At 61.0% G+C, this 21694-nt stretch carries 24 protein-coding genes; 12 read left to right on the top strand and 12 right to left on the bottom strand.

What is annotated here, in order from left to right:
- Positions 1-41 precede the first annotated feature (41 nt).
- Positions 42-575: a DUF1003 domain-containing protein gene (locus KKQ10_RS26585; protein WP_215502791.1), complete on the top strand. Its 534-nt coding sequence runs from the start codon at positions 42-44 to the stop codon at positions 573-575.
- Here KKQ10_RS26585 and KKQ10_RS26580 read toward each other — a convergent pair whose 3' ends face one another.
- Positions 576-1517 (bottom strand): LysR family transcriptional regulator, encoded by a 942-nt coding sequence (locus KKQ10_RS26580; protein WP_215502790.1) that lies wholly within the window; start codon positions 1515-1517, stop codon positions 576-578.
- Positions 1518-1532: 15 nt separating this feature from the next.
- On the opposite strand from KKQ10_RS26580, the gene KKQ10_RS26575 reads away from it, so the two are divergent.
- Positions 1533-2240: a CTP synthase C-terminal region-related (seleno)protein gene (locus KKQ10_RS26575; protein ID WP_215502789.1), complete on the top strand. Its 708-nt coding sequence runs from the start codon at positions 1533-1535 to the stop codon at positions 2238-2240.
- A complete protein-coding gene (locus tag KKQ10_RS26570) occupies positions 2237-2551 on the top strand; it encodes an antibiotic biosynthesis monooxygenase family protein (protein WP_215502788.1) in 315 nt (104 codons plus the stop codon). Before KKQ10_RS26575 ends, KKQ10_RS26570 begins: the two co-directional genes overlap by 4 nt.
- 186 nt (positions 2552-2737) lie before the next feature.
- Here KKQ10_RS26570 and KKQ10_RS26565 read toward each other — a convergent pair whose 3' ends face one another.
- Positions 2738-3064 (bottom strand): DUF2025 family protein, encoded by a 327-nt coding sequence (locus KKQ10_RS26565; protein ID WP_215502787.1) that lies wholly within the window; start codon positions 3062-3064, stop codon positions 2738-2740.
- A 222-nt stretch (positions 3065-3286) separates the two neighbouring features.
- On the opposite strand from KKQ10_RS26565, the gene KKQ10_RS26560 reads away from it, so the two are divergent.
- Both KKQ10_RS26560 and KKQ10_RS26555 read left to right on the top strand, forming a co-directional pair.
- The gene (locus tag KKQ10_RS26560) at positions 3287-4411 is read left to right on the top strand and encodes a glycerophosphodiester phosphodiesterase (RefSeq protein ID WP_215502786.1); all 1125 of its coding nucleotides are present in this window, start codon (positions 3287-3289) and stop codon (positions 4409-4411) included.
- A gap of 170 nt (positions 4412-4581) precedes the next feature.
- Positions 4582-4887 (top strand): PepSY domain-containing protein, encoded by a 306-nt coding sequence (locus tag KKQ10_RS26555; protein WP_007963131.1) that lies wholly within the window; start codon positions 4582-4584, stop codon positions 4885-4887.
- A gap of 133 nt (positions 4888-5020) precedes the next feature.
- Here the strand turns inward: KKQ10_RS26555 and KKQ10_RS26550 are convergent, their stop codons facing one another.
- The gene (locus KKQ10_RS26550; RefSeq protein ID WP_215502785.1) at positions 5021-6643 is read right to left on the bottom strand and encodes a methyl-accepting chemotaxis protein; all 1623 of its coding nucleotides are present in this window, start codon (positions 6641-6643) and stop codon (positions 5021-5023) included.
- A 277-nt stretch (positions 6644-6920) separates the two neighbouring features.
- Between KKQ10_RS26550 and KKQ10_RS26545 the strand changes: the two genes are divergently transcribed.
- Together KKQ10_RS26545 and KKQ10_RS26540 are read left to right on the top strand one after the other, a co-directional pair.
- Positions 6921-7943 (top strand): transporter, encoded by a 1023-nt coding sequence (locus tag KKQ10_RS26545; protein ID WP_047599633.1) that lies wholly within the window; start codon positions 6921-6923, stop codon positions 7941-7943.
- Between the two features lie 252 nt (positions 7944-8195).
- Positions 8196-9812 carry an inorganic phosphate transporter gene (locus KKQ10_RS26540; RefSeq protein WP_127651321.1) on the top strand — a complete coding sequence of 539 codons (1617 nt, stop codon included), beginning with the start codon at positions 8196-8198 and terminating at the stop codon, positions 9810-9812.
- Positions 9813-9929: 117 nt separating this feature from the next.
- Here KKQ10_RS26540 and KKQ10_RS26535 read toward each other — a convergent pair whose 3' ends face one another.
- The gene (locus tag KKQ10_RS26535; protein WP_215502784.1) at positions 9930-10826 is read right to left on the bottom strand and encodes a LysR family transcriptional regulator; all 897 of its coding nucleotides are present in this window, start codon (positions 10824-10826) and stop codon (positions 9930-9932) included.
- Between the two features lie 120 nt (positions 10827-10946).
- Here KKQ10_RS26535 and KKQ10_RS26530 point away from each other — a divergent pair, with 120 nt between their 5' ends.
- The gene (locus KKQ10_RS26530) at positions 10947-11702 is read left to right on the top strand and encodes an SDR family NAD(P)-dependent oxidoreductase (RefSeq protein WP_215502782.1); all 756 of its coding nucleotides are present in this window, start codon (positions 10947-10949) and stop codon (positions 11700-11702) included.
- Positions 11703-11815: 113 nt separating this feature from the next.
- Here KKQ10_RS26530 and KKQ10_RS26525 read toward each other — a convergent pair whose 3' ends face one another.
- Positions 11816-12253 (bottom strand): multidrug/biocide efflux PACE transporter, encoded by a 438-nt coding sequence (locus tag KKQ10_RS26525; protein ID WP_127651318.1) that lies wholly within the window; start codon positions 12251-12253, stop codon positions 11816-11818.
- Positions 12254-12342: 89 nt separating this feature from the next.
- Here KKQ10_RS26525 and KKQ10_RS26520 point away from each other — a divergent pair, with 89 nt between their 5' ends.
- A complete protein-coding gene (locus tag KKQ10_RS26520) occupies positions 12343-13197 on the top strand; it encodes a LysR family transcriptional regulator (RefSeq protein WP_215502781.1) in 855 nt (284 codons plus the stop codon).
- Between the two features lie 153 nt (positions 13198-13350).
- Here KKQ10_RS26520 and KKQ10_RS26515 read toward each other — a convergent pair whose 3' ends face one another.
- Genes KKQ10_RS26515 through KKQ10_RS26505 form a run of 3 tightly spaced genes read right to left on the bottom strand, consistent with a single transcriptional unit; the run spans position 13351 to position 15383 of the window.
- Entirely contained in the window at positions 13351-14580 is a 1230-nt protein-coding gene (locus tag KKQ10_RS26515) for an RNA polymerase sigma factor (RefSeq protein ID WP_215502779.1), read from the bottom strand.
- Complete coding sequence (locus tag KKQ10_RS26510) at positions 14573-14917, bottom strand: YciI family protein (protein WP_215502778.1); 345 nt, start codon at positions 14915-14917, stop codon at positions 14573-14575. Before KKQ10_RS26510 ends, KKQ10_RS26515 begins: the two co-directional genes overlap by 8 nt.
- A gap of 40 nt (positions 14918-14957) precedes the next feature.
- The gene (locus tag KKQ10_RS26505) at positions 14958-15383 is read right to left on the bottom strand and encodes a YybH family protein (RefSeq protein ID WP_215502776.1); all 426 of its coding nucleotides are present in this window, start codon (positions 15381-15383) and stop codon (positions 14958-14960) included.
- 141 nt (positions 15384-15524) lie between these two features.
- Here KKQ10_RS26505 and KKQ10_RS26500 point away from each other — a divergent pair, with 141 nt between their 5' ends.
- Positions 15525-16010, top strand: a complete 486-nt coding sequence (locus KKQ10_RS26500; RefSeq protein ID WP_215502775.1) for a GNAT family N-acetyltransferase — start codon at positions 15525-15527, stop codon at positions 16008-16010.
- 18 nt (positions 16011-16028) lie between these two features.
- Positions 16029-16634, top strand: a complete 606-nt coding sequence (locus KKQ10_RS26495; RefSeq protein ID WP_215502774.1) for a pyridoxamine 5'-phosphate oxidase family protein — start codon at positions 16029-16031, stop codon at positions 16632-16634.
- A 117-nt stretch (positions 16635-16751) separates the two neighbouring features.
- Here the strand turns inward: KKQ10_RS26495 and KKQ10_RS26490 are convergent, their stop codons facing one another.
- The 3 genes from KKQ10_RS26490 to KKQ10_RS26480 all read right to left on the bottom strand — a co-directional run bounded on the left by KKQ10_RS26490 (position 16752) and on the right by KKQ10_RS26480 (position 18789).
- A complete protein-coding gene (locus tag KKQ10_RS26490) occupies positions 16752-17240 on the bottom strand; it encodes a GNAT family N-acetyltransferase (RefSeq protein WP_215502773.1) in 489 nt (162 codons plus the stop codon).
- Between the two features lie 322 nt (positions 17241-17562).
- Complete coding sequence (locus KKQ10_RS26485) at positions 17563-18057, bottom strand: GyrI-like domain-containing protein (protein WP_127651310.1); 495 nt, start codon at positions 18055-18057, stop codon at positions 17563-17565.
- A gap of 69 nt (positions 18058-18126) precedes the next feature.
- Positions 18127-18789: a LysE family translocator gene (locus KKQ10_RS26480; protein ID WP_095137081.1), complete on the bottom strand. Its 663-nt coding sequence runs from the start codon at positions 18787-18789 to the stop codon at positions 18127-18129.
- Between the two features lie 139 nt (positions 18790-18928).
- Between KKQ10_RS26480 and alaC the strand changes: the two genes are divergently transcribed.
- Positions 18929-20146, top strand: coding sequence for an alanine transaminase (gene alaC / locus KKQ10_RS26475; RefSeq protein WP_215502772.1), 1218 nt, complete (start codon positions 18929-18931; stop codon positions 20144-20146).
- A gap of 178 nt (positions 20147-20324) precedes the next feature.
- Here the strand turns inward: alaC and KKQ10_RS26470 are convergent, their stop codons facing one another.
- Positions 20325-21680, bottom strand: coding sequence for a GntP family permease (locus KKQ10_RS26470; protein ID WP_127651308.1), 1356 nt, complete (start codon positions 21678-21680; stop codon positions 20325-20327).
- Positions 21681-21694: the final 14 nt, after the last annotated feature.

Below are 21694 nucleotides of genomic sequence, written 5' to 3'. Positions count from 1 at the left end.
GGACTATAGTGACTTCAGTCCCAAGCCCTGCCGAGCCCATCATGACCACCGAAAAACCTGCCTCCCCCGCCACCGGCCCCGTCGATCACCTGCGCTTCCATCGCCCCCACGCCCACCTCAACACCACGTTCGGCAACGACAAGTTTGCCCTGCGTGCCGAGGCCTTCGCGCGGTTCTTCGGCACGCCGCTGTTTCTCGGCGCGCAAACCGTGATCGTCGCCGTGTGGATCGGCCTCAACGTGGCGGGCGTGACGCAATTCGACGTCTACCCGTTCATCCTGTTGAACCTGGCGTTCAGCCTCCAGGCCGCCTACGCTGCGCCGTTGATTCTGCTGGCACAAACCCGTCAGGCCGCGCGGGACAAGGCGCAATCGGACGCCGACGCACAGCACCGTGAAGCGCTGGCGGTGGCCAACAGCGAGCGCCAGGCTCAGGCCGCGCAGACCACCGCGCAACTGCTCGAACTGCTGGAGCAGAACACCCGCCTCACTGAAATGACCAAGGACCTGACGGAACGCATTGAAGGCCTGACCCGCGAGCTGCATGCGCACATCTGCCAGAACCCGCAACGCTGATCACGGCAAACGCAGCGCCCGTCCCAGTTCATCGAACAGGGTGACCACCGAGCGCAACGCCCGGCAGTCCGGGCGGGTCAGCAGCCACAGCGCGGTATCGTAGCCGTGCAACGGTTCGCTGAGAGCCTGCAACCCTTCGGTGATCAAAAAGTCCGGCAACGCCGCCACCCCGAGTCCCGCACGCACCAGCTCAGTCACCGAAAGCATGCTGTTGCAGCGATAACCCGGGGTTACGCCGGGCAACTGCTGGCGCCGCCAGGCGACGGTCGGGTGATCCGGCAGAAACTCGTCCGGGGCAATCCAGGTCAGCGCCGCCAGATCCGTCGCATCAACGTTTTGCAGATAACGCGTACTGGCACAGACGCGGTAGGAAATCTTCGCCAGTTGCCGTCCGACCAGATGCTCCGGCGGTGTACGTGTCAGGCGCAAGGCGATGTCGGCGTCACGTCGACTGAGGTTGGCGAAATCGTTGGAGGTGCTCAGCTCGATGGTCAGCGCCGGGTAGTTGGGCATGAACTGCGCCAGCGCCGGCAACAGCAAGCCCTGCAATACCGAATCAGTACAGGTCAGGCGCACTGTGCCGCTGACCACTTCCCCACCCTGCTCGACACCGATCCGCGCTGCTTCCAGCGCCTGCTCGGCGCGTTCGGCCTGCTCGGCGAGAGACTGCGCAAGTGTGGTTGGCAGGTAACCCGCGCGGCTCTTTTCGAACAGTTGCTGACCCAGCGCCGCCTCCAGACGACGCACGGCGCGAAACACCGTCGACACGTCTACCCTGAGCAACTGCGAAGCCCGAGCCAGAGAGCCTCCGCGCACCAGAGCGAGAATCAGCGCCAGATCCGGGTAGTCGAGTCGATAGTGCGTCACTGCATTGATCACTTGGGGAAACGCCAATATTGAGTGCGTGAACGCCAATCTATAGTGAGCCCCATCAATCAACAAGCGCAGAGAACACTCATGGAAAACCGCGCCATCCGCATCGCCCTGATCGGCGATTACGACCCCCAAGTCACCGCGCACCAAGCGATCCCCGTTGCCCTCGGCATGATCGCCGAGCACAGCGGCCACGATGTGCAATTCCAATGGCTGCCCACCGAGAGAATCCACGTCGATACCCCCCTGCAAGATTTCGACGGTTTCTGGTGCGTACCGGCCAGCCCCTACAAAAGCGAAGCGGGTGCCTTGCGCGCCATTCGTTTTGCCCGCGAACAACAGCGACCTTTCCTCGGCACCTGCGGCGGTTTTCAGCATGCGGTGCTGGAATTTTCCCGCAACGTGCTGGGCTGGGCCGATGCCGAACATGGCGAGACATCACCCGATTCGCAGCGAGCGGTGCTCACGCCGCTGACCTGTTCGTTGGTGGAAGCCGTGGACAGCATTCATCTGGTCGCAGGCTCGTTGATCGCCAAGGCGTACGAAACGTCCGAGATTCACGAAGCCTATCGCTGCCGCTTCGGTGTGAATCCGCAGTTCGAGCGAGAGTTACTGACCCATCGGCTACACGCCGTGGGTCATGATTCGGCAGGCGATTTACGCGCGATCGAATTGAACGACCATGTGTTCTTTGTCGCGACGCTGTTTCAACCGGAACGAGCGGCGCTCAAGGGGCTGGTTCCGCCGCTGGTGCGGGCGTTCGTCGAAGCGTGTGCGGAGCAACGCCAATGAAGCCGAACGAGCCTTGCTTCGCGGTGATTTTCACCTCGACCCGCACCGAGGGTGACAACGGCTACGCGGCGGCATCCGAGCGGATGATGGAGCTGGTTGTGCAGCAGCCGGGGTTCCTCGGCGTGGATTCGATCCGGGGCGAGGACGGGGTCGGGATCACCATTTCGTACTGGGCGAGCGAGGCGGCGATTCTGGCCTGGCGCGAGCATCCCGAGCACCGGGTGATTCAGGCGCGAGGACGCGCGCAGTGGTATTCGAAGTTTCAGACGCGAGTGTGTCGGGTGGAGCGGGAGTATCGGTTTGGGCAGTGAGTGCAGCGGCGCACTGATTGGCCCCTTCGCGAGCAAGCTCGCTCCCACAGGTACAGCGTTTGGGCAGTGAGTTGGGTGCTGCTATCACAGGCCTCATCACTGGCAAGCCAGTGTGATCTTCAGCACAACGCATACCTTGTGGAGCGAGCTTGCTCGCGAAGAGGCCTACACAGTCAGCGCAAAATCTCAGCCCTTCACCAGACTGCGCACCGCCACAATCTCCGGCACCTCAACCTTGCTCATGTACACCCGCAACGGCTCGGTGATGTTGATCCGGTCGTCGATGTTCTGATCCAGCAGCAACTGAATCAACTCGCGCTTCAAGGTCATGGTCGTATCGGAGACCGCCACCCAGACAAATTCGCTGGTGGGAATGATGCCGTCATCGGCCACGTCCATGCCGAACGAATCTTCGCTGAAACGCACGATGTACTGACCGGTCTTGCGGTTGAGGCCGACAAAGCCTTTGAGGTCGTCGGTGGCCTGGCAGATGAGTTGGGAAGTGATGCGCATGGTAAACCTCACGAAAAATCATCGATGGTTTACACGCAGGGCACAGGAATCGGCGCGCCCTCTGCCGGGGCGTCTGCCACCGGCAAGCGTACTGCAAACAGCGCCACAAAAGTGCAGGAAAAATCGCTTTTAATACGTTTATGTCGGTCTGGCGATAGCACGTAATCGCTTCAGTTGCTAAAAGGTACGTCTTTGAAAATGCCCTGCGAAAGGAACTCGAACATGCCCGCCACTTTCACCAGAAGCGCCCTCATGCTGAGCCTGCTGCTCGGTCTCGGCCAGGCCCATGCCGCCCAGACTGACGTTAACGCGCTTGCCGCCGCCCATGGCATCCCGCATCCAGCCGTGATCGCTCACCGTGGCGCGTCCTTCGATGCACCGGAATCCACCGCCGCCTCCTACAAACTGGCCCGCGACCTCGGCGCCGACTACCTGGAAATGGATTTGCAGCGCAGCAAGGACGGCGTGTTGTTCGCCCTGCACGACAACAACCTGCAACGCACCACCGACGTCGCGACCAAGTTTCCGGACCGCAAGGACAGCCCGGCCAATGCCTTCACCATGGCCGAACTGAAAACCCTCGACGCCGGCAGTTGGTACAACAAGGCTTACCCGGATCGCGCGCGCCCGTCCTACGCCAGGCTGAAAATCCTGACCCTGGACGAAATCATCGACATCGCCCAGGCCAACCCGAAACACAAGCCGGGTCTGTACATCGAAACCAAGGAGCCACAACTGTTCCCCGGGATCGAGCATGACCTCAAAGAGAAGCTGCAGGACCGTGGCTGGTTGAGCCCGGCCGGTTCGAAACTGGCGAAAAGCGAGCTGGGCGTCGGCCAGGGCAAAGGCAAGGTGATCCTGCAGACCTTCGAGAAAAACAGCCTCGAACTGCTGCAAAAGGAAATGCCACAAGTGCCGAAGATCCTCTTGCTGTGGGTCGGTGAAGGCAGCATCGAGCCGAAATCGACAGTGACCTTTGCCGAATCCGGCGAGAAGGACAAGAACGCTTTCTACGGCAAGCAGGAACCGAAATCCGAAGCTGAATTCAAGCAGTGGGTGGATTTCGCCAAGGCTCAGGGCGCCATCGGCACCGGCCCTTCGGCCAAGCTGACCCAGGGCGGCGATCAGAGCTATTCGGATCTGGTGCAACCGTGGATGAACCAGTACACCCACGATCAGGGCATGCTGGTGCACGTGTATACCGTCGATGAGCCGGTGGACTTCAAGAAAGTCATGGCATCCGGCGTCGACGGCATCTTCACCAACCGCGCCAGCGAACTGTTGAAGTTCTACAAGCGTCCGGCGGCAGCCAGTGTTGATGAGGTGTTGAAGAACAACGGTTTCTGATCGATAACCGAGGCGCCTTCATCGCGGGCAAGCCACGCTCCCACAGGTTCTGTGCAGGGTGCGGCTTGCCCGCTTGGCATTCAGGGCTTTTAAGGGTGAATTAAGTTGCGGTGGTTAATCTGAACCCACTTCAACAGAACACGCACTTAAGCAAACCAAGGATCGAACCGATGAAAACTTTGACTGCCCTGTTTACCGCCGCTGCCCTGACTCTCACCGCTGGCCTGGCCCAGGCTGACGTCCGCGTCGACCAGATCCCGCAACTGGTGAAGGAAGGCAAGATCAAGTCGCTGGAGTCGATGAACGCCGAGGCGCTGAAACTGCACCCGGGTGCGACCATCACCGACACCGACCTGGACAACCACTTCAACGGTTACGAGTACGAAGTCGAGCTGAAAACCGCCGATGGCAAAGAGTTCGACGTGGACTTTGACGCCACCACCGGCAAGGTGCTGAGCAACAAGCAAGACACTTGATACACCGCTCATCAAAAGCCGCACGATTGAAAGATCGTGCGGCTTTTTCATGCCCGCCCTACGGCGGCACGCGCACTGATTAGAGATCGACGGTGTACCGACTCGGTAGCCGAATCGGTACACCCAGGCTCGATCAGGCGCTCAGGCGCGCGGTGACTTCATTGAGTTGCCCGGACAGGCCATGCAGGTTCTGGCTGGCGCTTTCGGTGCGCTGCACGCTGTTGAGGTTGGTGCTGGCGATCGAGGTGATCTCGGTGAGGTTGCGCGAGATGTCTTCGGCCACCGAGGTCTGCTCTTCGGCGGCGGTGGCGATCTGGCGGTTCATGTCGCGAATCGCTTCCACCGCGTGGGTGATGCGCTCGAGCATGGCGCCGGCCTGGGTCACTTGCTCGACGCTTTCATCGCTGCGTGACTGACCGCTATCGATGGCTTGGGCTGCATCGACTGCGCCGGTCTGCACGCTCTGAATGATCTGGTTGATCTCGATGATCGACTCCGCCGTGCGTTGCGCCAGGTTGCGCACTTCATCGGCCACCACGGCAAAACCACGCCCGGCCTCACCGGCCCGCGCCGCTTCAATCGCCGCGTTGAGTGCCAGCAGGTTGGTCTGTTCGGCGATGCCGCGAATCACTTCCAGCACCTTGCCGATCCGGCCGCTGTCCGCTTCCAGACGGCGGATCACCGTGGCGGTGTTAGCGATTTCGCTGCGCATCTGGGTGATGGAATGGATGGTGCTCTGCATGACCTTTTCGCCCTGTTGAGCGGACTGGTCGGCATCGTCGGCCGCGCGCGCCGCGTCCGCCGCATGACGGGCGACTTCCTGGGCGGTGGCGGACATTTCGTTCATCGCCGTCGCCACCTGATCGGTGCGGTTGAACTGCTCGTTGGTGCCGCCGGCCATGGTCGTGGCAATCGCGTTCAGCTCGCCGCTGGCGCTGTCCAGATCACTGGCGCTGCGTTGCAGGTGGGTGAACGTCTCAGCGAGGAAATCACGCAGGGTATTGGCGGCCGCCGCAAGGTTGCCCAACTCGTCGTGACGGTCGTTGGCGACACGTTCAGCGAGGCGCCCACGGCTCAATTGGGTGACGTAATCGATCAGCTTGCGGATCGGTTCGATCAGATTGCGGTTGACCAGCCACAGGCTCAACAGACCGATCAACAGACCCGAGCCGAGCATCACCAGAATCCCCAGCAACACGGTGCTGTCGGCACTGGCGCTGATCTGCGCCGACTGCTCGCTGCCTTGCTTGCGCAGCTCGGCCACCAGCTCGCTCATCTGGTCGCTGGCGGCGCGATCCACGCCTTTGACGGCGGCATCGCCAGCGGTTGGATCGGCACCGGCCGCCACGTAGGCATCGCGACCTTTCTGGTACGCGGCGCCGAGCAGGCGGTGTTCTTCACGCAGGCGTTCGATGCGGGTTTTGAGTGCCGGCTCGATGCCTTTCTGGCTGGCCAGTTCACCGAGAATATTTTGTACATCGCGCTGGCGATCTTCGAACTGGCTCCAGTATTTGGCCAGATCCGCCGGTTGCTTGCCGCGCAGCAGGACGTTTTTCCATTCCTGCACCTGCACCTTGAATTGCAGGTTGGCCTCGTCGATCAGTTGTGAGGTGTGCAACGGGCCGGCGATCAACTGGCTGTAGTTCTGCACGCCATTGGACAGGAAATGAAAGCAGGCCAGCGCGATCAACAGCGTCGCCAGCAGGCTGCCGCTCAGCAGGGCGAGAATTTGCGCTCTCAGGGATTTTTGCAGCATCGCAAGATACTCAGGACAGGGATGAGGCACGCCCGATAAGGCGTGAGATTTTGCCGGACATCCGTGTCGGCGCGCCTTGGCTCATGGCCAAGCGCGCGCAACGTAACCTAAGCGTGATCGGCGTGCCAGAGCGCTTCTTGAAGAAATTCCGACCGCCGGTAAGACATTGATCTGGCGTCACTTTATCGTCACGCAAGTGTCACATTCGGTTGCGATGATGCGGCTCAGTGAACCTGCCATTCCGCGACCGACGTCCGCCTCCTCGCAGCGAGCCTCCATGAACCACAGCCTCGATATCAGTCATCGCGATCCTGATTTGTTCGGTTTGCTTTACGGCTTCCGTTTCCGCCCGGGTGAACGTGGCCGCGAAGTCGATTCGGCGACCGCCCTGCGCTGCCTGCAAGACGACAGCGACAGTGATGAATTCCTCTGGCTGCACCTGAACCTGGCCCACGCCGCGTGCGAGCGCTGGATGAAAAGCCATCTGCAATTGCCCGAAGAATTTTTCGAAGCGCTGCACGAAGGTTCGCGCTCGACGCGCATCGAACACGTTGACTCAGCATTACTGGCGGTGGTCAACGATGTGGTGTTCAACCTCAGCAGCATGGTCTCTTCGGATGTCTCGACGCTGTGGGTTTGCGTGCGCAGCAAATTGATCGTCAGCGCACGCCTGCAACCGCTGCACTCGGTGGACAAGCTGCGCTCGTCGGTGAAGGCCGGCGAATGCTTTCGCTCGCCGTCGGAACTGCTCGTGCACCTGCTGCGCGATCAGGGTGAAGTGCTGACGCAGATCGTGCGCAAGACCAGCATGAGCGTCGATCAGGTCGAGGACGAATTGCTCTCCTCGCGCCTGTCGACCAACCGCGCCGAACTCGGCGCCAACCGCCGCGTGCTGGTGCGCCTGCAACGGCTGTTGGCGCTGGAACCGGGTTCGCTGCTGCGCCTGCTCAACCGTCCGCCGCCATGGCTGCAGAAGGAGGACGTCAAGGAGCTGCGCAAGTCCACCGAGGAGTTCGCGCTGATCATCAACGACCTCACCGCCCTCGGCGAACGGATCAAACTGCTCCAGGAAGAGATCGCCGCCAACCTCAACGAACAGAGCAACCGCACGCTGTTCACCCTGACCGTGGTCACGGTGCTGGCGCTGCCGATCAACATCATTGCCGGTTTCTTCGGCATGAACGTCGGCGGCGTGCCGCTGGCAACGGATCCGGAGGGGTTCTGGATATTGGTCGCGTTGGTGGCGACGTTTACCGTGATTGCCGGGCGCTGGGCGTTTCGTAAACGCGGGGATTACTAACCCCAATAATTACTGTGCCCCACCACAGATCCCTTGTAGGAGTGAGCCTGCTCGCGATAGCGGTGTGTCAGACACCTCTGTTTTGAATGTACCAACGTCATCGCGAGCAGGCTCACTCCTACAGGGGTTGTTCATTTCCCTTCTGATCAATGGTCAGACTAATCCGCCAAACACTGACCTGCCGCAGTCTCTCTGTAATATTTAGCAACGATCATGGCCGACACTCCTTCCCTCGCTCAGGACTGTCCGCTCATGGCTACTCCCTCCCTGACCGCCGCCCGCCCCACGTCCGTCCACGGCGGCCGGCCTGCACTTGATAAAAAACCCGGCCCCTTCACTTACGTGGTGTTTTTTGCCGTGCTGGCAATGGGGATGCTGTTCACGGCCTACAGCCTGATGCACGACATGCACGAGCTGGGCACCACCGTCACCACCTGGACCCCGTTCCTGCTGCTCGGCGTGGCGCTCCTGATTGCGCTGGGCTTTGAGTTCGTCAACGGTTTCCACGACACCGCCAACGCGGTCGCGACAGTGATCTACACCCACTCGCTGCCGCCGAATGTGGCCGTGGTCTGGTCGGGTTTCTTCAACTTCCTCGGGGTGCTGCTGTCCAGCGGCGCTGTAGCGTTCGGCATCATCGCCCTGCTGCCGGTGGAGCTGATTCTGCAGGTCGGTTCGTCCGCCGGGTTCGCGATGATCTTCGCTCTGCTGATCGCAGCGATCCTGTGGAACCTCGGCACCTGGTGGCTGGGCCTGCCGGCCTCCTCGTCGCACACCCTGATCGGCTCGATCATCGGCGTCGGCGTGGCCAATGCCTTGATGCACGGGCGCGACGGCACCAGCGGCGTGGACTGGGCGCAAGCGACCAAGATCGGTTACGCCTTGCTGCTGTCGCCACTGGTGGGTTTCGGCTGCGCGGCGCTGTTGCTGCTGGCGTTGCGTGCGTTCGTGAAAAACCGTGCGCTGTACAAAGCACCGCAAGGCAACACCCCGCCACCGTGGTGGATCCGTGGTTTGCTGATTATCACCTGCACCGGCGTGTCCTTCGCTCACGGCTCCAACGACGGGCAGAAAGGCATGGGCCTGATCATGCTGATTCTGGTCGGCACCCTGCCAATGGCTTATGCGTTGAACCGCACCATGCCGGCCGATCAGGCGTTGCAGTTTGCCGCTGTCGCCGAAGTCACTCAGCAAGCACTGGTGAAAAATACCCCGCTGCCGGCCCCCGCCGATCCACGTCCGGTGCTCTCCGATTACGTGCGCAACAAGGAAGCCACCCCGCAACTGATCCCCGCCCTCGCCGCCCTCACCGGGCATATTGGCGAAGAGGTGAAAGGCTATGGCTCGCTGTCGAAAGTCCCGGCTGAAGCCATGGGCAACGTGCGTAACGACATGTACCTGGCCAGCGAATCAATTCGCCTGATGGACAAGAACAAGGTCGGCAACTTCGACGCCGACACCCACAACAAGCTGCAATTGTTCAAGCAGCAGATCGACAACGCCACGCGGTTCATTCCGCTGTGGGTGAAGATCGCCGTGGCCATCGCCCTGGGACTGGGGACCATGGTCGGCTGGAAACGGATTGTGGTGACGGTCGGCGAGAAGATCGGCAAGACCCACCTGACCTACGCCCAGGGCGCCTCGGCGGAAACCGTGGCGATGCTGACCATCGGCGCGGCGGACATGTTCGGTTTGCCGGTGTCGACCACCCACGTGTTGTCATCGGGCGTGGCCGGGACCATGGTCGCCAATGGCGGCGGCTTGCAGATGAAGACCATCCGCAATCTGCTGATGGCGTGGGTGCTGACATTGCCGGCGGCGATTCTGCTATCGGGCAGCCTCTATTGGCTGTTCACCCAGATCTTCTAACCCCACAAATCCCCTGTGGGAGCTGCGGCACGCTGCGATCTTTTGATTTTGCTTCTATAGAAACAAGATCAAAAGATCGCAGCGTGCCGCAGCTCCTACAGGGGGAAGTGGTGTTGGTCAGAGCGTCGAACGGATGACCTCGCCCAACCAATCCATGAACACCCGCACCCGCAGCGGCAAGTGCCGTTGCCGCGCATACAGGATTGAAATCCCCATCGCCGGCGCCGTGAACTGCGGCAGTACGGTCACCAGTTCGCCGGTGTCCAGATGCGGCTGCATGCCGGTACGCGGCACCTGAACCAGACCGAAGCCGCCCAGGCAGGCCGACTCGTAAGCGTCAGTGCTGTTGACCGTAACGCTGCCTACCATTGGCAGACGCCGCACCTGACCGTCCTGTTCATACACAAACCCTTCCGAGCGCGAGCCCAGCACACCGACGTAATGCACCAGCCGATGCTGCGCCAGATCCTCCAGCGTCCGCGGCACACCGTAGCGTTCAAGGTACGCCGGGCTCGCGCAATTGATCATCGGGAAATCGCCCAAATGCCGCGCTACCACTGACTGATCCGGCTGCGCGCCAATGCGCACCACGCAATCGAAGCCCTCGCTGAGCAAATCGACGCGGCGGTCGGTGCTGCTGATCTCCAGCTCCAGATTCGGGTGGCGCGCCATGAACTCAGGCAGCAGCGGCATGATCAGGCGGCGCGACAGAATGTTCGGCATGTCGACGCGAATCCGTCCGGTCAGCGAGGCCGGATCCTGACGAAACAGGCCCTCGATCTCGTCCATGTGCGACAGCAGATCCTTGCTGCGTTCGTACAGCACCAGGCCGTCCTGCGTCGCCTGCACCTTGCGCGTGGTGCGTTGCAGCAGGCGCGTGCCGAGCAGGGTTTCCAGCGACTGCACATGCTCGGACACCGTCGAGCGCGGCAGCCCCAGACTCTCGCCGGCGAGGGTGAAACTCGACAGTTCGCTGACCCGGACGAAGGTGCGCAGCAGTTCCAGTTTGTTCATGAGGACACCCCTTGATTGTTCGGCTTAATCGACCAGTGATTCCGGTTTCAGTCTGTTTATCACCCCCTGGCGGATAAATAAACTTTGCTCATCACCACTCACCGCAATCGAGGACTTCACATGAGCCGCAAAATCGCATTGATCACCGGCGCCAGCCGTGGCCTGGGCAAGAACGCCGCCCTGCACCTCGCCGCCGAAGGTGTGGACATCATCGGCACCTACAACAGCCACGCCGATGAAGCTCAAGCCCTGGTGGCTGAACTGGAACAACGCGGCGCCAAAGCCGTGATGCTGCAACTGGACGTGGGCCGCAGCGACAGCTTCGCTGATTTCGCTGCGCGGGTTGAGCAAGCGCTGCAGCAACTGGAGCGTCCGCGCTTCGACTTTCTGATCAACAACGCCGGGATCGGTGTGCACGCGGCATTCGCCGAAACCACACCAGAGCAGTTCGACCTGCTGATGAACATCCAGCTCAAAGGGCCGTTCTTCCTGACTCAGCAACTGCTGCCGCTGATCAACGATGGCGGGCGCATCATCAACATCTCCAGTGGCCTGACCCGCTTCAGCCTGCCGGGGTATGCCGCCTATGCAGCGATGAAAGGGGCGATGGAAGTGCTGACTCGCTATCAGGCCAAGGAGCTGGGCGCGCGGCAGATCGGCGTGAACATTCTGGCGCCAGGTGCGATCGAGACCGACTTTGGTGGCGGCGCCGTGCGCGACAACGCGGCGTTGAACGCGATGGTCGCCAGCAACACCGCCCTGGGCCGTGCCGGGCAGCCGGATGACATTGGTGGTGCGCTGTCGATGTTGCTGGCGCCGGGGGCACAGTGGATCAACGGGCAGCGGGTCGAGGCGTCGGGCGGGATGTTTCTCTAACTTCAAACACCGTCCCTGTAGGAGCTGCCGCAGGCTGCGATCTTTTGATCTTGTTTTTAAAAAATCAAAGTCAAAAGATCGCAGCCTGCGGCAGCTCCTACAGTGGGATTGGGTTAACCCTGACAGGCGCTGCGCTGCATGAACCGCGCACGCACCACGTCATAGCCCCAGTGATACACGTAGGTGTACGGCAGGAAGAACAGCAGCACGCCGATATCGAGCAAAAACGCCTGCCACAGGCTGACCGACAGCCACCAGGCAATCAGCGGCACGCCCATCACGATCAAGCCGCCTTCAAACAGCAGCGCATGGACCACCCGCGTCCAGGCGTTGTGCCCAACGTTCAGGCGCTTGAGCGTCCGGTCGAAGAAACCGTTGAACACCACGTTCCACGCCAGCGCCAACACGGCGATCAGCACGGTCACCGCGCCCATGTCGAGCAGCGGCTTGTTCATGATCCACGCCAGCAACGGCGTGCAGATAAGAATCGCCAGAAACTCGAAACCAATGGCCTGGAAGATACGTTCAGTGATGGACTTGTTAGCCGTCATGGCCTGACTCCTTGAGTGAAGATGGTTGCCATGATCCATCCTCACACCGATACTTCATAACCAATAACCATCGACCAAGGCGATAGTTCATGGCCTCGCAGGAAGTGCTGTTGGCGTTTGTTCAAGCCGCCACTCAGGGTTCGTTCTCGGCAGCGGCGCGCAAACTGGGGCGCAGTCAGTCGACCATCAGTGCCGCCGTCGCGAGTCTGGAGATTGATCTGGACCTGATCCTGTTCGACCGCAGCAGCCGCAAACCGACCCTGACCCCGGCCGGCCACGTGATGCTGCAACGGGCCGAGGCGATTCTGGCGGCCACCAGCCGTCTGGAAATGACCGCCCGACAACTGACGCAAGGCGTCGAGCCGAAACTGACCGTGGCGATTTCCGACACCTACCAATCGGCGCGTTTCGAAGCGGCACTGGTCGACTTCGAACAGCGTTATCCGGACCTGGAACTGGAATGCCTGATCGCCGAGTGCGACGACCTGATCGAACTCGTTCAGCGTGGCCGCGCGCACCTGGCGTTCGCCGAGATGCGCGATAGCTATCCGCCGGATCTGGTGACGTCAACGGTTGCCGAGCGCACTGACCTGGCGCTGTTCGTCAAACGTGATCATGTGCTGACCCATATCGAACGTATCGATCAGCAAGTGCTGGAACAGCATCGGGAGTTGCGGCTGGCGACCATCGTCAATCCCTACGACAGCCGGGCGAAAGGTCGGGTGTGGTCGGCGCCGAGTTACCTGATGCTGATGGAAATGGCGGAAATGGGCTTCGGCTGGGCGGCGCTGCCGCGCTGGCTGGTGGGGCGCTTCGGTAATGGCTCGCTGGTGGAATTGACGGTGCGCGGCTGGCCGCGGCCGGTGTATGTCGATGCGTTGTGGTCGCGGATTTATCCGCCGGGGCCGGCGGGGAGCTGGCTATTGAGCAAAATGCTGGAATAGATCAAAAGATCGCAGCCTTCGGCAACTCCTACATAGGAATGCATTCTTCTGTAGGAGTTGCCGAAGGCTGCGATCTTTTGATCTTCAAGCCGCTTCGATCACCGGCAGCAACCCTGATGATTTGAGGCCGGCGCTGCCAATGAAGATCGCGGATCAATCCAGTTCGCTCAGCCGCCCTTGGATAAACCGCCGCTCCGGCTCCTGCCGCGTCAACTCCAATGCTCGCCGATACGCCGCCCGCGCCTCCTCCCCCCTTCCCAACTGCCGACAAAACTCCGCCCGTGCCGAATGCGCCAGGTGATAATCCTGCAACTCGCCCCGCCCCAGAATCCCTTCAATCAAATTCAACCCGGCCAACGCCCCATCACGCTTGGCCACCGCCACCGCACGATTCAATTCGATCACCGGCGACGGCACCGCGCGCAACAGCACGTCATACAGCCCGACGATCTGCTCCCAATCCGTTTCAGCCGCTGAAGGCGCCTCGGCGTGCACCGCTGCAATCGCCGCTTGCAGGCAATACGGCCCGAAGCGCCGGGTGGTCAGCGCACGTTCCACCAGCGCACAGCCTTCGGCAATCAGCCCGGCATCCCAGCGCGAACGGTCCTGATCGTCCAGCAGGACCAATTCCCCGCTGGGCGAGGTGCGCGCCGGCCGCCGCGACTCGTGCAGCAGCATCAGCGCCAGCAAGCCCATGACCTCCGGCTCCGGCAGCAACTCCATCAGCAACCGCCCCAGCCGAATCGCCTCGCGCGTCAGGTCTTCACGGGTCAGCTCAGCGCCCATCGACGCCGAATACCCTTCGTTGAACACCAGATAAATCACCCGCAACACGCTGTCGAGGCGCTCGGACAACTCGTTGAGGCTGGGGACTTGATAAGGGATTTTCGCATCGCGGATCTTGGCCTTGGCCCGCACGATGCGCTGGGCAATCGCTGCCGGTGCCGAAAGAAACGCGCGGGCGATTTCTTCAGTGGTCAGGTCGCAGACTTCACGCAGGGTCAGCGGTACCTGCGCATCCGCCGCCAGCGCCGGGTGACAGCAGGTGAAGATCAGCCGCAGGCGGTCGTCTTCCACGTCTTCGCCACTCCAGTCGGCCTGTTCCAGTTCTTCGAGTTGCGCGAGCAACAGCGGTTGCGAGGCCTTGAAGCGGGCGCGCCGGCGCAACACATCGATCGCCTTGAAGCGCCCGGTGGACACCAGCCAGGTGCGCGGGTTGTCGGGCACGCCGTCGCGCTGCCAGCGCTCGACCGCGACGAAGAACGCCTCGTGCAAGGCTTCTTCGGCGAGGTCGAAATCACCGAGCAGGCGAATCAGCGTCGCAAGGATCCGCCGCGAGTCTTCGCGATAGACCTGCTCGACCCGCGCCCGAACCTCAGACATTCAACTGCCGCACCGGGCGCACTTCGACGCTGCCGACCCGGGCCGCCGGAATGTGCCCGGCGACCTGAATCGCTTCGTTGAGGTCCTTGGCGTCGATCAGGTAGAAACCGGCCAGTTGCTCTTTGGTTTCAGCAAACGGGCCATCGGTGATCGACAGCTTGCCGTTGCGCATGCGCACCGTGGTGGCAGTCTGCACCGATTCCAGCGCTTCGGCCGCGACCATCCGCCCGCAGCCCTGAATCGACTCGGCGTAGGCCCAGCATTCGGCGTCTTCCGGGCTGTCGGGCAGCGTGTGCAGCAGGCGCTCATCGCTGTAGACCAGGCATAGATACTTCATGGCTTTCTCCTGATTCGAACGGATCAACTATGGCTGAAGATCAGGGCTGCACATCGAACAGCGTGGCGCCGCTCATCGGATCGAACGGTGCCGACCAGTGCTCGTGGACGATCTTCCACGTCCCGCCCACCTGCCGATAGCACGCGGTGGCGCGCATCCAGCAGCTCTGGGTTTCACCCTTGTCGTTGGTCCCGCCGCAGTTGGCTACCCAATGGGCGAAGGCGAGGTTGTCGGCGGTTTCGATGGCGATCTCGTGGAACTCGAAAACGTGCGGGCCGGGGCACATCTCCATACAGGCTTCCCAGTGCTTGCGGTAGGCCGCCTTGCCCTTGAATTGCAGGGCCTTGATCGCGTCGAACGAGACGATGTCGTCGGCGTACAGCGCCATGACTTTCTCGACGTTCTTGGTCATGACCGCTTCGCGGTAAGTGTTGATCAGGGTCTGGATGTCAGTTTGTGCGCTCATGGTGTTCTCCGTGTTTTTGTTGTGAAGACACCCTTAGTCGTTCGGCAATCGAGTCGATCGACAGACAAAACAAAAAAAATTCCGCCGAACACAAAATCGCTAGAATCCGAGGCTCATCTTTGTAGGAAAAAGGAAATTCCCGTGTCAGCCCAACTCGTGCCGTACGACAGCCTGAACGCCCTGCAGCGTCAGCAAGTCGAGGCGATTGAAATCCATCCCGAGCAGATCAAGTTTTCCGGCGACATCCACGGCGCGCTGCACACGCTGCTGTCCAGACCCGGCCCCGGCGTGAAGGGCTTCGCGCTGCTGGCGGATCAAGTGCCGATGGCCTTCCTGCTGCTCAAGCGCCCACCCGTGTTGCCGGCCTGGGCCGATGAACACAGCGCCACCTTGCACGCCTTGCAGGTCGATCATCGGGCACAAGGCAAGGGTTACGGCAAGGCCTGCCTGCAAGCGTTGCCGCAGATTGCGCGTGAGGCATGGCCGGAAATCAAGGGCCTGGAGCTGTCGGTGGACGCCGATAACGACGCCGCCATCGCGCTGTATGCCAAACACGGTTTCGTCGACAGCGGCGAAGCGTACAAGGGGCGAATCGGTTACGAGCGGCGCATGGGCCTGTTTTTCTGAGTCATCGAGGGATGCACGATGATCGATTCAATCGAAGCGCTGGAAGCCATTTACGGATTGCCCCACGAGCGCGCGGTACGCAAGCAGATCGGTTTTCTCAACGAGGACTATCAGGCGATGGTGCGCCTGTCGCCGCTGGTGATGATCAGCTCGCTGGGCGCCGACGGCCTCGACAATTCGCCGCGCGGTGATGCGCCGGGGTTTGTGCGGATCATTGATCAAAACACCCTGGCCCTGCCGGATCGCCCGGGCAACAACCGCATCGATACCCTGCGCAATGTGCTGCACGATCCAAGGGTGTCGCTGCTGTTCATCATTCCGGGGATTGGCGAGACGTTGCGGGTCAATGGCACCGCGACGATCAGCGCCGATCCAGAGCTGCTGGAAAGCTTCGCGGTGAACGGCAAACCGGCGAAAACGGTGTTGCGGGTGACGGTGGAAGCGGCGTTTTTCCATTGCTCGAAAGCCTTCGTCCGTTCCGATGCGTGGAACCTGCAAACCCACCTGCCGCGCTCCGCCCTGCCCTCTGCCGGCGCTTTCCACAAGCGCCTGAATGACGGCCAGTTCGATGCCGAAACCTACGATCGCGAAGCGCCGAAGCGGGTGCACGACAGCCTCTACTGACCCACCACGGTCCCCGGTAGGAGCTGCCGAAGGCTGCGATCTTTTGATTTTGGTTTTTCAAGATCAAGATCAAGATCAAAAGATCGCAGCCTTCGGCAGCTCCTACAGGGGACGTGTTTACAGGGTCAGGATCATCTCGTGCCACGCCATCCCGCCATGGTCGGACTCCGACGGTTTGATGTAGGCAAAGCCGAACCCGGCGTACAGCGGGATGTGCTGTTCCTTGCACATCAAATGAATCGTCGCCTTGTCCATCCCGCGCATGCGCTCGATGAACTCGGCCATCAGCCGCTTGGCCAGGCCCTGGCCTTGATAGTCCGGGTGCACCACCACCGACATGATCACCACATTCGGCCCTTTCGGATCGTGGCCGATCAGTTCCTTGAACGCCTCGTCCGACATCTGCACATCAAACGCCGCGCCCGAGTTGATGAAACCGGCGACCACCCCGTCCACTTCCGCCACGATGAAGCCGTCCGGCCAGGTGGCGATGCGCGTGGCGATCTTCTCGCGGGTGGCGGCCTCATCGCCTTCGTAGGCAACGGTTTCGATGGCGTAGCAGCGATCCAGGTCGGCGGCGGTGACATTACGGATGACGGTGTTCATGGCGGCTCGAAAATCAGCGGAGAAAAGTGCACAAAGCATAAAGGAATAAGGTGTTCATATCGATCCGCATGGGCGGCGTAAAGCCTGCGTATAAGCGCTTTTCTTCGTGCTGGTGGCGGGCTATTTCTGAGGTGTGTCTCTGATCACCCTTGGGGGAAACCGCTTATGAGCAGCGTTGAAATCGGCCTGTTGATGGTGTTGGGCATCAGTACGTTCGGCTTTATCACCCTGGGCATCGACCTGTTGCGGGCGCGACGGGTGGGCAAGGGTAAACGCGGTTGAACAACCTGAGGCGGATCAGTGATCCGCCTCGGGTTGTGGCTCAGGCCTTGGTATCGACCGGCACGCAGATTTCCAGTTTGCCGGTGTGCAGCCGCGGATTGAAATCGGCGCTGTAACGCTCCAGCTCCGGGGCGTTGAGCTCCACATAGTGGGAGGTCGGCAACCAGGTCTTGTAGATGTATTGCAGGGTCTGCGGCAATTGTTCGAGCGGTCCCTTGTGCTCGAACACGGCGTATTGGCGGGGCAGCACTTCGATCCACTGGTAGACCTTCTGGTCCAGGTCATCGAGCTTGCTGATTTCCACCCCGGCGATGTAATCGAAGCCACCCTGGCCGTCGAAATTGCTGCAGACGCCGTAGGTCACTTCGTTCTTTTGTCCCTGTATCTTTCCCAAGTGCGGCAAGAACTTTTCCCACAGCGCGGGAATGTCCTTGGCGCTGTCCTGGGTAAATCGACCACGAAATCCTGCAATCAGCAGGAAGTGTCCATGTTCGAAGCGAGGTTCAGCCACTTCGACGCGTTTTTGCTCATCCATGACTCGACTCCTGGAACAAAAAATAGGGGTTCGGCTGGTGAGTATAGAAGCCAAACCCGAATCGCAATGTTACAAGGCGTGCAACTGGTCGGCGGCCCCGGAGCCAACGAACTCGTTATAACCGGATACGATCACGTAAACAGCGAAATAGCAGAAGATCGCTGCCGATGCCATGTACGAGTAGCGCAGCAGCTTGTCGCCCAGCAGCTTGCCGCCGTGGCTCGCGGCAAAGCACAGACCGGCCGACCACAGCAGCCCGGCGCAAAGGAAACCACCGAGGAACAGCGCCGAGCTCACCGGACCACCGCCACCGGAGCGGGCGATCAAGGTGCCGCCGACAGCGGCGAACCACAGAATCGCACTCGGCGAGGACATGGCGAGGAAGATCCCGCGAAAGAACTCTTTGCGGTGCGAGTTCTGCCCTACCTCTGCAGTCGCCGCCAGTTGCGCCTCGTGGTGAATCGCTGAATAGATCATCTTCGCCGCGAAATAGATCAGCAGTGCCGAACCGCCGATCCACAGCACCCAGCGCACGCTTTCGTACTGCAGCAGCACGGTCATCCCGGCCAGCGCCAGCACCGCGTAGATCAAGTCACCGACGCAGGTGCCGAGGCCCAACGCGAAACCCTGAAAGTAACCGCGCTGCATCGCCAGGGTGATCATCGCGATGTTGGCCACGCCGATGTCCAGGCACAGCGAGAGGCTCAGCAAGAAGCCGCTGGTGAATTCCATCTACCGATTTCCTTGGGAAAAAATTGTTTACATACAGGCTGGACAGTCTGCCATCACTGCCCTTATCTTCGCCAACAGGTCACCGCAGTGACCAGCGTCGCTCGGACGGTTCCGGGCGCTTACGTTATCCGAGGCAACAATGGCTGAACAAGGTTCGCCGCGCCGCTTTGCGCGCATTGATCGACTCCCCCCTTACGTTTTCAACATCACCGCCGAGCTGAAGATGGCCGCCAGGCGTCGTGGTGAAGACATCATCGACTTGAGCATGGGCAACCCCGACGGGGCCACGCCGCCGCACATTGTCGAAAAACTCGTGCAGGTCGCGCAGCGCGAAGACACCCACGGTTACTCCACGTCCAAGGGCATTCCGCGCCTGCGTCGGGCCATTTCCAACTGGTACAAGGAGCGCTACGCGGTCGACATCGACCCGGAGAGCGAAGCCATTGTCACCATCGGCTCCAAGGAAGGCCTGGCGCACCTGATGCTGGCGACCCTGGATCAGGGCGACACCGTACTGGTGCCGAACCCGAGCTACCCAATTCACATCTACGGTGCAGTGATTGCCGGCGCCCAGGTACGTTCGGTGCCGCTGGTGCCGGGCGTGGACTTCTTCGCTGAACTGGAACGCGCGATTCGCGGATCGATCCCGAAGCCGAAGATGATGATCCTCGGCTTCCCGTCCAACCCCACCGCGCAGTGCGTGGAGCTGGATTTCTTCGAACGGGTGATCGCCCTCGCCAAACAGTACGACGTGTTGGTCATTCACGACCTGGCTTACGCCGACATCGTCTACGACGGTTGGAAAGCCCCGTCGATCATGCAGGTGCCGGGCGCCAAGGACATCGCGGTGGAGTTTTTCACCCTGTCCAAGAGCTACAACATGGCCGGCTGGCGCATCGGTTTCATGGTTGGCAACCCGGAGCTGGTCAACGCGCTGGCGCGGATCAAGAGCTACCACGACTACGGCACGTTCACCCCGCTGCAAGTGGCGGCGATTGCCGCGCTGGAAGGCGATCAGCAGTGCGTGCGCGACATCGCCGAGCAGTACCGCCAGCGCCGCAACGTGCTGGTCAAAGGCCTGCACGAGCTGGGGTGGATGGTCGAGAACCCGAAGGCTTCGATGTACGTCTGGGCGAAGATTCCCGAGGCTTATGCACACCTCGGCTCGCTGGAATTCGCCAAGAAACTGCTGGCCGAGGCCAAGGTCTGCGTCTCGCCGGGGGTTGGTTTTGGTGAGTACGGCGACGACCATGTGCGCTTCGCGCTGATCGAAAACCAGGACCGGATTCGTCAGGCCGTGCGCGGGATTCGCGGGATGTTCCGGGCGGATGGGCTGGCCCCGAAAACCGGCAACTAACGTAGATCTCCTGTAGGAGCTGCCGAAGGCTGCGATCTTTTGCTGTTGATTTTCAAAGATCAAAAGATCGCCGCCTCGTTTCACTCGACAGCTCCTACAGGGGAATGTGTTCAACCTTGAGATTTCGGGCACAAAAAAACCGCATCGCTGCGGTTTTTTTGTGCCTGCAAGAAGCTGCTTACACGAACAGCGACAACAGCAGGATAAAGCCCAACGCAACCACCGACAGGATGGTTTCCATCGCCGTCCAGGTCTTGAAGGTTTCGGCCACGGTCATGTTGAAGTACTGCTTCACCAGCCAGAAACCGGCGTCGTTCACGTGAGACAGAATCAACGAACCGGCACCGGTAGCCAGTACCAGCAGCTCACGGTTGACGCCCGGAATCATGCCTACCACCGGCACCACGATACCCGCGCCAGTGATGGTCGCTACCGTCGCCGAACCGGTGGCGATACGAATCACCGCCGCTACCAGCCACGCCAGCAGGATCGGCGAGATCTGCGCGCTGACCGCCATGTGGCCGATCACGTCGCCCACGCCGCTGGTCACCAGCATCTGCTTGAAGCCACCACCGGCACCGATGATCAGAATGATCGCGGCGGTCGGTGCGAGGCTCGCGTCCAGCCACTTGAGCATCTGCTGGGAGCCGATGCCCTGCTTGTGGCCGAAGGTGTACAGCGACAGCAGCAACGCCAGCAGCAGTGCCGAGATCGGGTGACCGATCATGTCCATCCAGGTGCGGAAGAAGTGACCGTCAGGCAGCGCCACGTCCGCGAAGGTTTTCAGCAGCATCAGGAACACCGGCAGCAGCACGGTGATCAGGGTGATGCTGAAGCTCGGCAGTGTCGCCGAGTCATCGTTTTCACGGGCCAGTTGATCGACCAGTTCCTGATTCGGGTGGCCGGGGATGTGCTTGGCAATGAACGTACCGAAGATCGGACCGGCAATGATGGCGGTCGGCAGTGCAACGATCAGACCGTAGAGAATGGTCTTGCCGATGTCGGCGCCGAACACGCCGATGGCCAGCAGCGGCCCCGGGTGCGGTGGCACCAGACCGTGTACGGCGGACAGGCCGGCGAGCAGCGGGATACCGATCTTGATGATCGACACACCGGTACGCCGGGCGACGATGAACACCAGCGGAATCAGCAGCACGAAGCCGATTTCGAAGAACAGTGGAATGCCCACCAGGAACGCGGCGAACATCATCGCCCACTGAACCTTGTCCTTGCCGAAAGCGCGGATCAGGGTTTGGGCGATCTGATCGGCCCCGCCGGATTCGGCCATCATTTTGCCGAGCATGGTGCCCAGCGCGAGGATGATGCCGACGAAACCGAGCACACCACCGAAGCCGTCCTGGAACGCCTTGATGATGGTGCCGATCGGCATCCCGGAGGTCAGACCGAGGAACGCCGCAGCGATGGTCAGGGAAATGAACGGGTGAAGCTTGAATTTGGTGATCAGGATAATCAGGCCGATTACCGTGACCACTGCATCGAGCAGCAGGTAGGCGTCGTGGGACATGCCAAACATTGGGGGTGTCTCCT

The sequence above is a fragment of the Pseudomonas sp. MG-9 genome, assembly GCF_018729515.1.
GTDB lineage: Bacteria > Pseudomonadota > Gammaproteobacteria > Pseudomonadales > Pseudomonadaceae > Aquipseudomonas > Aquipseudomonas serboccidentalis.
The sequence above is the reverse complement of the archived record's forward strand: the minus strand, read 5'-3'. Positions and strand labels throughout refer to the sequence as shown.

What these genes read in the sequence shown, in the direction of transcription:
- KKQ10_RS26585 (WP_215502791.1), top strand. Translation starts at nt 42, where the DNA reads ATGACCACCGAAAAACCTGCCTCCCCCGCCACCGGCCCCGTCGATCAC.
- KKQ10_RS26575 (WP_215502789.1), top strand. Translation starts at nt 1,533, where the DNA reads ATGGAAAACCGCGCCATCCGCATCGCCCTGATCGGCGATTACGACCCC.
- KKQ10_RS26570 (WP_215502788.1), top strand. Translation starts at nt 2,237, where the DNA reads ATGAAGCCGAACGAGCCTTGCTTCGCGGTGATTTTCACCTCGACCCGC.
- KKQ10_RS26565 (WP_215502787.1), bottom strand. Translation starts at nt 3,064, where the DNA reads ATGCGCATCACTTCCCAACTCATCTGCCAGGCCACCGACGACCTCAAA.
- KKQ10_RS26560 (WP_215502786.1), top strand. Translation starts at nt 3,287, where the DNA reads ATGCCCGCCACTTTCACCAGAAGCGCCCTCATGCTGAGCCTGCTGCTC.
- KKQ10_RS26555 (WP_007963131.1), top strand. Translation starts at nt 4,582, where the DNA reads ATGAAAACTTTGACTGCCCTGTTTACCGCCGCTGCCCTGACTCTCACC.
- KKQ10_RS26550 (WP_215502785.1), bottom strand. Translation starts at nt 6,643, where the DNA reads ATGCTGCAAAAATCCCTGAGAGCGCAAATTCTCGCCCTGCTGAGCGGC.
- KKQ10_RS26545 (WP_047599633.1), top strand. Translation starts at nt 6,921, where the DNA reads ATGAACCACAGCCTCGATATCAGTCATCGCGATCCTGATTTGTTCGGT.
- KKQ10_RS26540 (WP_127651321.1), top strand. Translation starts at nt 8,196, where the DNA reads ATGGCTACTCCCTCCCTGACCGCCGCCCGCCCCACGTCCGTCCACGGC.
- KKQ10_RS26535 (WP_215502784.1), bottom strand. Translation starts at nt 10,826, where the DNA reads ATGAACAAACTGGAACTGCTGCGCACCTTCGTCCGGGTCAGCGAACTG.
- KKQ10_RS26530 (WP_215502782.1), top strand. Translation starts at nt 10,947, where the DNA reads ATGAGCCGCAAAATCGCATTGATCACCGGCGCCAGCCGTGGCCTGGGC.
- KKQ10_RS26525 (WP_127651318.1), bottom strand. Translation starts at nt 12,253, where the DNA reads ATGACGGCTAACAAGTCCATCACTGAACGTATCTTCCAGGCCATTGGT.
- KKQ10_RS26520 (WP_215502781.1), top strand. Translation starts at nt 12,343, where the DNA reads ATGGCCTCGCAGGAAGTGCTGTTGGCGTTTGTTCAAGCCGCCACTCAG.
- KKQ10_RS26515 (WP_215502779.1), bottom strand. Translation starts at nt 14,580, where the DNA reads ATGTCTGAGGTTCGGGCGCGGGTCGAGCAGGTCTATCGCGAAGACTCG.
- KKQ10_RS26510 (WP_215502778.1), bottom strand. Translation starts at nt 14,917, where the DNA reads ATGAAGTATCTATGCCTGGTCTACAGCGATGAGCGCCTGCTGCACACG.
- KKQ10_RS26505 (WP_215502776.1), bottom strand. Translation starts at nt 15,383, where the DNA reads ATGAGCGCACAAACTGACATCCAGACCCTGATCAACACTTACCGCGAA.
- KKQ10_RS26495 (WP_215502774.1), top strand. Translation starts at nt 16,029, where the DNA reads ATGATCGATTCAATCGAAGCGCTGGAAGCCATTTACGGATTGCCCCAC.
- KKQ10_RS26490 (WP_215502773.1), bottom strand. Translation starts at nt 17,240, where the DNA reads ATGAACACCGTCATCCGTAATGTCACCGCCGCCGACCTGGATCGCTGC.
- KKQ10_RS26485 (WP_127651310.1), bottom strand. Translation starts at nt 18,057, where the DNA reads ATGGATGAGCAAAAACGCGTCGAAGTGGCTGAACCTCGCTTCGAACAT.
- KKQ10_RS26480 (WP_095137081.1), bottom strand. Translation starts at nt 18,789, where the DNA reads ATGGAATTCACCAGCGGCTTCTTGCTGAGCCTCTCGCTGTGCCTGGAC.
- alaC (WP_215502772.1), top strand. Translation starts at nt 18,929, where the DNA reads ATGGCTGAACAAGGTTCGCCGCGCCGCTTTGCGCGCATTGATCGACTC.
- KKQ10_RS26470 (WP_127651308.1), bottom strand. Translation starts at nt 21,680, where the DNA reads ATGTTTGGCATGTCCCACGACGCCTACCTGCTGCTCGATGCAGTGGTC.